Source organism: Mesorhizobium sp. M0909 (genome assembly GCF_040319515.1).
In the GTDB taxonomy this organism is placed as follows: domain Bacteria; phylum Pseudomonadota; class Alphaproteobacteria; order Rhizobiales; family Rhizobiaceae; genus Mesorhizobium.
The window spans coordinates 90,845-103,052 of the sequence record NZ_JAMYOA010000019.1 but is presented as its reverse complement, the minus strand read 5'-3'; the positions used below and the strand labels follow the sequence as shown (position 1 = coordinate 103,052).

10 protein-coding genes and 3 pseudogenes are annotated in these 12,208 nt (G+C 61.1%); 3 read left to right on the top strand and 10 right to left on the bottom strand.

Annotation, left to right across the window (positions count from 1 at the left end):
• Nucleotides 1-256: 256 nt before the first annotated feature.
• Nucleotides 257-421: pseudogene (locus NKH83_RS25100) on the top strand (LysR family transcriptional regulator); the annotation flags it as partial.
• Here NKH83_RS25100 and NKH83_RS25095 read toward each other — a convergent pair.
• Both NKH83_RS25095 and NKH83_RS25090 read right to left on the bottom strand, forming a co-directional pair.
• Nucleotides 408-1,613, bottom strand: coding sequence for a beta-ketoacyl-[acyl-carrier-protein] synthase family protein (locus tag NKH83_RS25095; RefSeq protein ID WP_352453892.1), 1,206 nt, complete (start codon nucleotides 1,611-1,613; stop codon nucleotides 408-410). The pseudogene NKH83_RS25100 and the gene NKH83_RS25095 overlap by 14 nt on opposite strands.
• A complete protein-coding gene (locus NKH83_RS25090) occupies nucleotides 1,614-1,889 on the bottom strand; it encodes an acyl carrier protein (protein WP_352458906.1) in 276 nt (91 codons plus the stop codon).
• A gap of 575 nt (nucleotides 1,890-2,464) precedes the next feature.
• Between NKH83_RS25090 and NKH83_RS25085 the strand changes: the two are divergent.
• Nucleotides 2,465-2,566 (top strand): annotated as a pseudogene (locus tag NKH83_RS25085) (LysR family transcriptional regulator); the annotation flags it as partial.
• Nucleotides 2,567-2,663: 97 nt separating this feature from the next.
• A pseudogene (locus NKH83_RS25080) lies at nucleotides 2,664-4,003 on the top strand (IS1380 family transposase).
• A 693-nt stretch (nucleotides 4,004-4,696) separates the two neighbouring features.
• On the opposite strand, the gene NKH83_RS25075 reads toward NKH83_RS25080, so the two are convergent.
• The 8 genes from NKH83_RS25075 to panB form a co-directional block, all read right to left on the bottom strand.
• Nucleotides 4,697-4,912, bottom strand: coding sequence for a helix-turn-helix domain-containing protein (locus NKH83_RS25075; RefSeq protein ID WP_352453550.1), 216 nt, complete (start codon nucleotides 4,910-4,912; stop codon nucleotides 4,697-4,699).
• Nucleotides 4,913-5,372: 460 nt separating this feature from the next.
• Complete coding sequence (gene glmS, locus NKH83_RS25070) at nucleotides 5,373-7,196, bottom strand: glutamine--fructose-6-phosphate transaminase (isomerizing) (protein WP_352807984.1); 1,824 nt, start codon at nucleotides 7,194-7,196, stop codon at nucleotides 5,373-5,375.
• An 815-nt stretch (nucleotides 7,197-8,011) separates the two neighbouring features.
• Nucleotides 8,012-8,323, bottom strand: coding sequence for a DUF2285 domain-containing protein (locus NKH83_RS25065; RefSeq protein WP_245278728.1), 312 nt, complete (start codon nucleotides 8,321-8,323; stop codon nucleotides 8,012-8,014).
• 157 nt (nucleotides 8,324-8,480) lie between these two features.
• The gene (locus NKH83_RS25060) at nucleotides 8,481-8,855 is read right to left on the bottom strand and encodes a transcriptional regulator domain-containing protein (protein ID WP_352484151.1); all 375 of its coding nucleotides are present in this window, start codon (nucleotides 8,853-8,855) and stop codon (nucleotides 8,481-8,483) included.
• Nucleotides 8,856-8,877: 22 nt separating this feature from the next.
• Nucleotides 8,878-9,510, bottom strand: a complete 633-nt coding sequence (locus NKH83_RS25055) for an acyl-homoserine-lactone synthase (protein ID WP_352807983.1) — start codon at nucleotides 9,508-9,510, stop codon at nucleotides 8,878-8,880.
• Between the two features lie 93 nt (nucleotides 9,511-9,603).
• Nucleotides 9,604-10,329, bottom strand: a complete 726-nt coding sequence (locus NKH83_RS25050) for a LuxR family transcriptional regulator (protein ID WP_352474702.1) — start codon at nucleotides 10,327-10,329, stop codon at nucleotides 9,604-9,606.
• Nucleotides 10,330-10,423: 94 nt separating this feature from the next.
• Nucleotides 10,424-11,284, bottom strand: a complete 861-nt coding sequence (gene panC / locus NKH83_RS25045; protein WP_352807982.1) for a pantoate--beta-alanine ligase — start codon at nucleotides 11,282-11,284, stop codon at nucleotides 10,424-10,426.
• Complete coding sequence (gene panB, locus NKH83_RS25040) at nucleotides 11,281-12,141, bottom strand: 3-methyl-2-oxobutanoate hydroxymethyltransferase (protein WP_352807981.1); 861 nt, start codon at nucleotides 12,139-12,141, stop codon at nucleotides 11,281-11,283. The genes panC and panB overlap by 4 nt, the downstream gene beginning before the upstream one ends.
• Nucleotides 12,142-12,208 lie beyond the last annotated feature (67 nt).

Sequence of the window (12,208 nt, the reverse complement as noted above, 5' to 3'; positions counted from 1 at the left end):
GGATCTGGAGGCCAGCACGACGGCGCGCTTCGAAGCGTCGGCCAAGACAGGCAAGGTCCGCAGGTTCAAGGAGTTCGTTGACGGCCCCCGCGGCGCGGCCGGGCCGGCAGCACTCAGGCGACTGTAACGGGCGCAGAGCCGACCCTGCGGCTTCCAGACATTGTCGTGTACAGCTTCAGACCCTCAAGCCGAGCCCGCAGGGCCTCGCTTACCTTTTACGGGGCGGCGGTACGTCCAAGCCGCTTCAACAGTTAAGAATTTCGCAAAGACGATACCCCCGGATCGTCGAGCTTCCGCTGCCACTTCCCGCATTCGCCGAGGCGGTCAATCACCCGCCCTTCACAATAGTTATCCGGCAAGCATCTGGATGCGAGAGATAATGTTGCCGGAGGCATCTCTCATGGCTTCTACACCTGCCTGAACGCCAGAACCGCGTTCGTGCCGCCAAAGGCGAAGGAGTTGCTCAGTGCCACGCGCACCTTGCGCTCGCGTGCCACATTGGGCGTGACGTCGAGATCGCAATCGGGGTCCAGCTCACGATAATTGGCAGTCGGCGGCACGACGCTCTCGCGGATAGCCATCACGCAGGCGATCAACTCGAGCGCGCCGGACGCGCCGAGGCAATGCGCGTGCATGGACTTGGTAGAAGAAATGGACATTGAGAAGGCGTGCTGACCGAAGACGCGCTTGATCGCCGCCGTCTCGATCTGGTCGTTGGCCTTGGTGCCGGTGCCGTGCGCGTTGAGATAGTCGACATCCTCGGCGTCCAGCCTGGCATCGGCAAGGCAGGCCCGCATTGCTGCCTCCGGCCCCTCGACAGTCGGCGCGACGATGTCGGACGCATCGGCGGAAAGGCCGGCACCGGCAATTTCGGCAAGGATGGTGGCGCCCCGAGCCAGGGCATGCTCGTAGCTTTCCAGCACCGCCATGCCGGCGCCTTCACCAAGCGACAGGCCCTGGCGATCGGCCGAGAATGGCCGGCAAGTATCGGGCGAAAGCACGCGGATCGCTTCCCATGCCTTCAGCACACCCCATATGAGCGGCGCTTCGCTGCCGCCGGCAAGCATCACGTCGGCCCGGCCGAGCCTGATCTGGTCCACCGCGCAGGCAATCGCATGGTTTGCCGAGGAACAGGCGGACGTGACGCCGAACACCGGCCCGCGCAGACCAAGACTCATGCTGACCTGGCCGGCAGCGGCACCCGGCATCGCCTTGGGTACAGTCAAGAGAGCGGCACGCTTACCGCCCAGAAGGATGGCGCGGTAGGTTTGCTCGATCGCATCCCACCCGCAGCCGCCAACGCCCACCGTCGCACCGAAGCGATAGCTATTTCCCTCTTTGGAGGAAAGTCCGGCCTGACGCATGGCTTCGCGCGCCGCAAGCACAGCGAGCAGGCTGAAGCGGTCCATGGAGATGAGTTGCTTGCCGTCGATGTCATGCTCCGGCAGCGCCTTGATCTCGGCACCGATCCTGACCCTCAATTCATGGAGCTCGGAGTTGACGATTGGGCCGATGGCGGAGCGGCCTTCTCGCATCTCTGTCCAAATGGCGGCGGCGTTGGTCCCAAGCCCGCAAATCCCGCCAATCCCAGTAATCACGACGCGCCTGTCCATTCACACCCCCTTAGCGAGCAAGCTGCGCACGGCTTCCACCATGTCCCCAACATTCTGGAGATCCGACCATGCCTCGGCCGTATTCATCTCGATCTGGATGCCGTAGGCCTGCTCCAGGTCCCAGAGAACGTCCGCCAATCCCAGTGAATCGATACCGAGCGAAGTCAGTCCCGTGGCAGCCGTTATCTCGCCGCCTGTGGCAGGCGCTATGCCGCCCTCCGACGCGGCGCGCTTCTTGATAATGGCGATTATTTCGTTGGCGAGTTGATCTGCCATCTTGTTCCTTTCCAGCTTGCGTTTTCGGCGTCGTTCAAAACCCGAGTCGCGTCGCGTTGCCAAAATTGCCCCTCATAGAGCCTGTGCGACCGACCAAGCCCAATGCCCATAGGAACCGGACGAGTTCCGGCTTCTGCGGCGTCAGCCCGATGACGAAGAAAAGTCGCCGGCCTCCCGCTTTTGCGCCAGCACATCAAGAATCTGCGTGTAAATGGATAGGAACCGTCGTCAAACGTCAGCTAAACGCTGCGACGGTGGGTGCTGTCAGCGTATTCACTCGGCACCTCATATGTAATCGAGATGTTTCATAGCTCCGGACCAGTTGCGATCAACTATTGTACCGGTCCGCCATTCGTCGGAGAGTTCGACATGATCGGAGCGCTGCCTCTCATTCCCAGTACAATCTCCACCGCACGCGACAGATTTCCTCTTTCGGGCTCTTCTCAAGGGACTCGCCACGCGATAGAGGCAGTGATCGGCGCACGTGAGGTCCTGCCAAGTCCATGCGACATTCCGGAAAATTGGTAAAATCGTTTGTTTCAATCAAATGCATCCACGCTATGGATAGCTAAGACATGCGTTTCAAAGGGCTCGATCTGAATCTTCTCGTCGTTCTCGACGCGCTGCTGAGCGAGCGCGGCCTCACGGCGGCGGCACGCCGCATCAACCTAACCAAATTCATGGGGGTTGGTGGATGTGGCGCAAGCCGTTGAAATGACGTAGGATTTGGTTGCCTAAGCCGATCCGAACCATTTCCCGGAGACCACACCCACCATGAACGATCTTGCGCTGCCGCTGAGCGGTTTGTCATCAGTCGGCGGCAAGTCCGTCGTCGCCCGTTTCGACGGCGGCATGCTGTCGTCCAACAGCGGCGTTCTGGCCTTGGCCGAGGTGGAAAAGCGGTTGCGGGTGGCCGAGCGTCTGGCGCGTTGCATCGACGATCCGCGCTGCCCGGACCAGGTCGTCCACAGCCTGGCGGACATGATCGGCTTTCGCATGAAGATGATCGCCGCCGGCTACGAGGACGGCAACGACGCCAACCGGCTGCGCCGCGATCCGGTCTTCAAGATGGCCCAGGATGCGCTGCCGTCGGGTCGGGATCTGGCGTCGCAATCGACGCTGCGCCGGCTGGAGAACCTACCCGGCGTGCGGGAGCTGGTCGCGATGGGACGGGCGATGGTCGATCTCTATTGCGCCTCGTTCCGGCAGGTGCCGAAGCGGATCGTACTCGACATTGACGACACCTTCGACGCTGTGCACGGAGGCCAACAGCTTCGCCTGTTCAATGCCCACCATGACGAGTACGGCTTCAAGCCGATCGTCGTGTTCGATGGTGCGGGACGGTTCGTCAGCGCGATCCTGCGACCGGCCAAGCGGCCGAGTGGGGCTGAGATCCGCCCCCACCTGCGCCGTCTGGTGCGGGCGATCCGGATCAACTGGCCGAACATTCGAATCCTGCTCCGCGGCGATAGCCATTATTGCAACCCGCAGGTCATCGACTGGTGCCGCGCCAACGACGTCGACTTCATCTTTGGCCTCGCGCCCACCACGACCCTGCGCAAGCATGTCGCGGATCTGGAGGCCAGCACGACGGCGCGCTTCGAAGCGTCGGCCAAGACAGGCAAGGTCCGCAGGTTCAAGGAGTTCGTTGACGGCGCCGCTAGTTGGAGCCGCGTCGAGCGCATCATCGCGCGGGTCGAGGTCGGCGCCCAAGGTGGCGATATCCGCTTCGTCGTCACCAACCTTGCCGGTGGGAAGGCCAAGGCGCTCTACGAGGATGTCTACTGCCGGCGCGGCGCGGCCGAGAACCACATCAAGTCGTGGAAGACGCATCTTGCCGCCGACCGCACATCCTGCACCAGAGCGACGGGCAACCAGTTCCGGCTATTCCTGCATGCCGGTGCTTACTGGTTGATGTGGGGCTTGCGGGCCGCGATGCCGAGGCGCTCGAGCTTTGCCGTCGCCCAATTCGACACGCTGCGATTGCGCCTCATCAAAATCGCTGCGCGGGTGGTCGAGATGAAATCGCAAATCCGCCTGCACCTGCCGACATCGTGCCCCGACCAGCGCATCCTGCGCATGTCCTCGATCGCATCCCCCAACTCGCGACATAACGATGGGGGCAGACGCCCCGAAACGAACCCGTCGACCGCAACCTGCAAACCCCCGCCTGCCATCACGACGGAGCAATCCCGGCGCCTGACGAGGCGCGTGGAAAAGCACCGCAACGGCGACCACAACGTCGCTTCAGGCCGTCAAAAGCTTATCGTGTGCATCAAGGCGGCTAGAAGCGCGCCGGCAGCCTGGCGGGGGGCTTGGGGTTAGACTGCCGGCGCACGCCACTCATGAAGAGCGGCCCCTTTTTGCGGTTCCGACACCCATAGTCAACCCGGCAGCGTCTGGATGCCCGCTGTGCTCTTTTCAGAGCGGCTCGCGATGCCGGCCATGTCGGCCGATCCTGCCTAGGATGGGGGGCCACTCTCGTCGGCCGAGTTGATGCTCCAGCCAGTATCACCTTGCCGACCAGCATGGGTTCGCCGTTAGCAATCCATCCTCGCGAGCCAATGCTATCGTGCACGTGTCGCAGCACTCCGGGCGGCTATATCGCCTAAGACAGCATGACGAAGCGTTCCAACTTCCTGTTCGGCGAGCCCGCGTGCAGTTCCTGACTCGGACAGTGGACGAGAATTCTCTTGGCGGTACTGCGCCAGAAGGCATTCGCGTACAACGGAATCAAGCGACGACTATCAGCCGCAAACGTCACATCACAAGAGCGGTCTTCCACCCATTGCAGATTATCCGACTGATCAGGCGGCGTCCGATATGTCCGACTCTGCCTCAAGAATTCCCACAGGTATGGACAGCGATCTCGCTATCCGATTCCGATAGCCCTTATTGTACTTTAGACCCCGCTCGATGTTTTGGATTTCCTGAGCGGCAAGCCCGCACGCGACCGCGAGGTCCTCGATTGAATACCCAAGGTGCTCACGATAAGCGCGGATGATGTGGGTCCCCTGCGACATAGCCGTCAAGACTGGCTCGGGAATGCGCGAATCCTTCATAAACATCTCCAAGAAGATGGGAGCGCCTGACAAATCGGGAGATTTCCTCCCCGACCCTGGCGCACACCCAGCAAATCAAAAAAATGGACGTCCATTCGGCCGGACCGGCCTCATCCATGGAATGGGCCACTTGAAATTGGCAGCCGGGTCGGAATATGGCGGCTCACCTGCTTCTGATCAAGTTCTAAGAACCTGCCCGCCATGAGATGGCCTGATCGGCTGTAGCGCATTCGACCTGCGATCGTACACGACTCATTCTCCCCGATGGCTTTCTTGAACAGCAACTCGAACTCTCACTGACGCCTCCAGTGGCTATTCGCGGCACCGTCCACCCAGCCTCGCGGACGCTGATATCTTCGACCAATTTCCACCGCCGATGCAGCGAAGATGGACAAGCATCGCCACCTATAAAGGTTCACAATCACTCGACCGTGACCGATTTTGCGAGATTGCGCGGCTGGTCTACGTCTGTGCCCATGAAGAGCGCTGTGTGGTAGGCAAGAAGCTGTATCGGCAGCGAGAAGATCATCGGCGCGATAATCTCGTCGACAGCCGGCAACACGAGCGTGTGCATGGTGTTGAGTTTCGATGCGGCTGCCCCTTTTTCATCGGTGATGAGGATAATCCGCCCTCCACGGGCAGCCACTTCCTGCATGTTGGAGACGGTCTTGTCGAAAAAGCGATCATGGGGCGCGATGACGATCACTGGCATGTTGTCGTCGATCAATGCGATCGGACCGTGCTTCAATTCACCCGCCGCATAGCCCTCGGCATGGATGTAGGAAATCTCCTTGAGCTTCAGCGCACCTTCCATCGCTAGCGGGAAACTGGTGCCACGGCCGAGATACAGGACGTCACGACACTTTGACAGTTCGCGCGACAGGAACTCGATCTCCGGCTGGATGCTGTTGAGTACCTGGCCCATGACCCGCGGCACTTCGGCGAGGCTCCTGACGAGCGCCTGCAGCTCGTCTTCGGTTACGGTCCCGCGGGCTCTGGCGGCGCCGATGGCGAGTGCGGCTAGAACCGCAAGCTGGCAGGTAAACGCCTTGGTGGAGGCGACGCCAATCTCCGGTCCGGCAAGGATCGGGAAGACCGCATCGGCCTCCCGAGCGATGGTCGATTCGCAGGCATTGACGATAGCGCCAATTTTCAGCCCACGCTCCTTGCAGTACCTCAACGATGCGAGCGTATCGGCGGTTTCGCCGGACTGCGAAATGAAAAGAGCCGCCGACTGCGGCGACAACGGGATCTCGCGGTAACGGAATTCGGACGCAACGTCGATTTCAACCGTCAGGCGCGCATAGCGCTCGAACCAGTATTTTCCGATCAGTCCGGCGAGATAGGCGGTCCCGCAGGCCGAGATCGCCAAGCTCGGGATCCTGGCGAAATCGATGGCAGAAACCATGTCGGCGCGATTCTCTATGATGTTGCTATAGTGACGGAGAGCATGGGCGATGACTTCGGGCTGCTCGTAGATTTCCTTCTCCATGAAGTGGCGATGATTGCCCTTGCTGGCCAGATCGGCCGCGGCCGTGGAGGTATGGCGCGGACGCTCGACGGGATGGCCGTCGAAATCGAAGATATGGGCGCCCGAATTGCCGACAATGGCCCAGTCGCCCTCGATGAGATAGGTAATTTCATTGGTGAAGGGAGCAAGCGCGATCGCGTCGGAGCCCAGGAACATCTCGCCGTCGCCGTGACCGATCGCCAGCGGTGGTCCGTTGCGCGCCGCCATGATGGTCGACGGATCATCTTCGAAGAGGACGGCAAGCGCATAGGCGCCCCTGACGCGTTTCAGCATGGCACGCATCGCCTCTTGCCGCCTCATGCCCTCCCGGCGGTGTCTTGCCAAGAGATGCGCGATGACCTCGGTGTCGGTATCGGTCTGGAACTCGGCGCCAGCCGCCGCCAATTCGTCCTTCAGCTCGGTGAAATTCTCGATGATGCCGTTATGGACGACGGCGACACCGTCGGCAAAGTGCGGGTGCGCATTGCGTTCCGTCGAGGCCCCATGGGTTGCCCAACGCGTGTGGCCGATGCCGATGTTGCCGCTCAGCGGCTCTTCCTTCAGTCTCCTCTCGAGATTGACGAGCTTGCCCTCGGCGCGCCGGCGGTGCAAGACACCTTCGGTGATCGTCGCAACGCCGGCGGAATCATAGCCGCGATATTCCAAACGCTTCAATGCGTCGACCAACCGATCCGACACCGTCTGTTGCCCAACGATGCCAACAATCCCGCACATGTTCGTCTTCCCATTCTTGCCGGCAGCTTCAGCCTACGCGAGACGGATACCCATCCGGCCGCTTCATTGGGGGATCTTCTAGTAGTATTGGGTAATATTGGTATAATTGATTGTAGGGATAGCTATCATCCACCCCATGGATAAGCCGCGTTTGGGGCCCTGATCTAACTTCCTCGTTGCGCCTGACGTCCTCATGACCGAACGCAAGCCCACACCCCGCGGCACGAAGGAACAATCGGCCATGCGCGATCATCCCGGCCACGCACCTGACCACGAACCGCCGCCGCTCGTGGTCACGCGGTGATCGGCATGATCACACCGCACTGTAGTTAGGCAGCATCAGCGACGCATGGTCGGCATCATCATCATCGGCAACGTCGGCGCCGTCGGCATGATTCACGTGTTCGTCACGTTGATCATAATCATCGTCGCCGCCGATCTAGTTTCTGATTGCCTGCCGCTTTGACGCGGCTTTCGCCGGTAGAGCTTAGCCCGCGATGGCCTATCAATACGCTGTTAGTCGGCATAGCCGAAACCGAGAGTCAGGCGGCGCAGGCCACAGAGCACGTTCAGCGACCGTTTCAGTCAGCGCCGGCTTTGTCGGGGTTCGTAACGGTCATCAGGATTCTCGGGGCATGAATGCACTATCACGAAAACGTTGGTTCTCAGTGCTTCGTCCGTATTACTCAAACCCGATTCCCGCAGCGGAAGAACTAGGCGCGTGTCACGTCTTGTACAAGGCACAATAGCAGTGAGAAATGGAGATTGATGCCTGCGCGTTTTCGAATAAGACAATCACCAAGCTGTCACCCGAATTACATCAGGAACTGTCTATAGCCGCCGCCCATCAGGTAGCGGCCACGTTGGATGGCGCGACGCACCTGATCGCGAAGATGGCTACCTGGATGAGACCAATCTTCTTCGACACGGCGTCTCCCGAACAGGGCAATGGCGATCTCCTGATGAGATGCTCCCGCAAGCGAGCCATCCAAAGCCTGGAGCACGATACGCAGACGCGCTCCGCGGGGTTCCGGCGGAAAGCAAGCAGCTGCCAGGCGGCCGCAACCATTGATGTCGTTCAGGAACTGAAGGGCAGCGACATGGAACTTCAGGTGCTGCGGCTGCACGATCGCGTCGACATATAGCCGCAACGGGCGGAGAACGGATGCACCGGAAAGGGCGATCTGCAGACTCCGGCAGTCCTCCCTCAGCAGCACGTGCTGCACGCCGGCAGGTGTCAGCAGGATGTCCTTGCAGCATGAGAGCGAAGGGAGATCAAGCGGTTCAAAATCGTGGTCGAGCCCAACCGGCTCCGCGGCCGCTCGTAGAATACGGGCGCAGTCGCGCGGATCCCAAAAGACCCTTGCCGACGTAGCGTCCGACTGTGGCGCGTCCGCGAAAAAGGAGGCTCCATTGTCTTAGGAAAGATGATCCTGTCGTCAACTCGATTATCTTCATGTCGGCCTGGGCTCCGACAATGCAGGCGGACGGTGCCATTTTGGCGTGGTCGCGCTGAAATTGTGGATTGCGCCGAAGAAACTCCCAGGCCCAGGCAGTGCGTGGCAATCGTCTGGCGTAGTGGTAAGCTTCGTGACGACGCCAGTCCGGCCAGCATACAAGACCGACCGTCGCTTCCTTGGGCAGACCAGCATCCTTCACGGCTCAGGTGTCCACAATGGCGCTATGCCGACGGGCCTAGAACCGCTTGCCACAGTACCGGTCCGCTCAGACGTCCCCTGCTGCGGATGCGCAAAAGGCTCGCGCGGGAAATCTCGAGAAACCCGGCCACCGCCTCCGTTTTGCCGACGGACTTGGGTTGTCCGATGCGCGACAATGGCCACGTCGCGAGGCGAAGGATCCGTTCCATGCGCGTGTCCGTCACCGTTACTATCCGGGTCAGATCCTTGGCCAAGCCGAACTCGATCATGCCCGCGAAGAGCTCGTAGGTTGCCTGGGCCAGTCCGCCCGCTGCCTTGGGCGCCGACGGAGGGAGATCGAGCGCGAAACGACTGCTCTCCCATATGTCGGAGGTCGAGGGCACGACGTCAGCACCCAGCAGCACCGGGAACGTGTCGCGCAACATTGTGGGTCCGGTGCTGGGCAAAAGACGCACGCAACCGCGAATTCGCCAGTCGGATCCCTTGAGGAGCAGATAGACAGGCTTCAGACCATCAAACGGGTCTGTTTCCATCTGGTCTTCGGTATCAACTTCCCAATCGAGCCTTTCCTTGAACACCCGAAACCTGAGCCCGTGCATCTCTTTGAGCTCGCTTGCGAACTCGTCGTAAAGGTCTGGTGTTATCAGCTGCATCATGGTCGCCTCCGTGCGGGATGTGTTCCCGCCATCGAAGGGCAAAGCCGGCAGCGATGCAGCCTGTAGAGGTTTACAGCTATCGTGGCCGACGAATCAGGATCTCGCCTGGCCGGAGGCAGCCAGTCGTGCAACGGCCTGGTTGATCGTTCGAACGCCAAGCTTTGCCTTGGCGTTTTCCAGATGAAAGGTCACGGTGCGCTTTGAGACGCCGAGAAGCTGGCTGATAACCCAAGCCGACTTGCCGCGCGCCGCCCATTTCAGGCACTCGAACTCCCGCGGGGTGAGCGTTACACCATCCACCACGCGATCGTCGGCGAGCCTGCGCCGGACATGGATATGAAAGTTGATGGCCACCAGCTGCAATGCTTTTTCGTAACGTGTCAGTGACCGCAACAGAGGCGGGCGGGACTCGTCGGAAGCAAAGGTCAGGGCAGCAAACCGGCCGCGATGATCATGCATGGATATCGTCAGGCCGCCGCGGATGCCAAACTCAGCCGCACTCTCCAGAATTTGTTGCTGCGAATTCGGCAGACAGTGCCGAGCGCGATCCACACCCCAATCGAAGGTATCCCAGCCTTGCAGCCCGCGCAGGATGACCGGATCAAGACTGTGGTACCGCTGTTGCAGATAACGTGATGTCCAGGATGAAGGATAGTTTGAGATCAATTGCGGGGCGTCGCCGGGGGCCGACGGGTAAGTGAAATAGGCGAATAGCGGAAAATCGAAGCCGGCTGCAGCGGATGCCATTGCCTCACGGAGATCGGCAGCATCAACACTTGCAGACAGTTGCTCGACGAAGTTCTCAAACACGCGATGCATTTGCGCTTTGCGTAACCTCCGTGATCGCTCGATGCCAGGCAGAGACCTTGTTTTAAACGATCCCGGACGGATACAGCGCGTGCCGAGAACCCCGTTAATCTGTTGAAACCCGTGATATTCTGACGTTGTCTATGAGCCGTGTGCCGCCGAGCCAGGCCGCGACAAGCAAGCGTGCAGGTCGGTCAAGGCTTGTCATGGGTCGCAGATCTGCCTCGTCGCGAAGTTCCAGGTATTCGACCTCGCGATAGCCCGCAGCCAGAATTGCTGCGCGCGCTTCGGCAAGCGTTGGCAGGACGGGCGAGTCGCGGGCAAGCCGCTCAGCCGTCTCGAGCAAGACCGATGATAGCTCGGGGGCAACAGCACGCTCTGCTGGCGAGAGCCGGACATTGCGCGATGATAGTGCAAGACCGTCGGCTTCGCGGACTGTCGGACAAGGAACAATGGTGATTGGAATATCCAGGTCCCGGGCCATACGCCTGACTAGCTGAAGCTGCTGAAAGTCCTTTTCGCCAAAGAAGCCGAAGTCAGCGCTGGTCTGCAGGAAGAGCTTGGCGACGACGGTCGCCACGCCATCAAAATGTCCCGGCCGGAAGGCACCGCACAGGCCCTCGCTGACACCGGACACCGAAACGGTCGTGGCGAAGGCCGCCGGATACATTTCCTCTGCATCCGGCGCATAAAGCAGGTGCGCGCCAAGCGGTGCCAGCTTGGCGGCATCCTCGTCCTCGGTGCTCGGATACGCGGCGAGATCGGCCTGGCTGTTGAATTGCTTCGGGTTGACGAAGAGCGTCACGATCACCCGGTCGGCCTTCTCGAGTGCCGCGCGCACCAGGCTGAGATGGCCCTCATGCAGGACGCCCATCGTTGGCACCACGGCAATCCTCACGCTCTCGCGGCGCCATGCGGCGACAATTTCGCGAAGCTGGGCAACGCTCCTGACAATCGGCACGCTCACGCTGCTTCTCCGCTCTTGGTGGCGTCCGCGTCGGCGGGCTTGCGCGCATCGGCAAACACGTGCTCGGCGGCCGGAAACTGGCGCTCCTTCACTTCCCGCGCATAGGCCGCGATCGCAGCCGCAGCGGCCTCCCCCAATTCAGCATAGCGCTTGACGAATTTGGGCCGGAAGTCGCCGAAGAGGCCCAGCATGTCGTCGACGACGAGAATCTGGCCGTCACAGGCTGCCGAGGCACCGATGCCAATGGTCGGGGTCGCCACCTCCCCGGTGATCCGGCGGGCGAGCGCCTCGGGAACCTTCTCCAGCACGACCGCAAAGGCGCCCGCTTCGCTCACCGCAAGCGCGTCGCGCCTGATGCGCTCGGCATCCCCGCCTCTGCCCTGCACGCGGTAGCCACCGATGGTGTTGATCGCCTGCGGCGTCAAGCCGACATGGGCCATGACCGGCACGCCGCGCGCGGCGAGGAAGCCGATCGTCTCTGCCATCGTTTCGCCGCCTTCGAGCTTGACGGCCGCGCAGCCGGTCTCGGCGATGACGCGCGCGGCATTGCGGAAAGCCTGCTCGGGGCTTTCCTCGAAGGAACCGAACGGCAGGTCGACGACCATCAGCGCCTGCTCGAGGCCACGGCGCACGGCCTGGCCGTGCGTGATCATCATCTCCAGCGTCACACCGAGCGTCGAGGGCAGGCCGTGGAGAACCATGCCGACGCTGTCGCCGACCAGCACCACATCGCAATGGGGATCGACAAGCCGGGCGACTGGCGTCGTGTAGGCGGTAAGGCAGACGAGCGGCGTCCCACCTTTGCGCGAACGAATATCCGGCGGTGTGATCGCCTTGGTGTCACCAAACGCACTCAATGGACCCTCCTTCCCCAACGTTACCAACCGCGGGTGTCGCGTTTGCCACATTTTTGTGCAAGTGCGA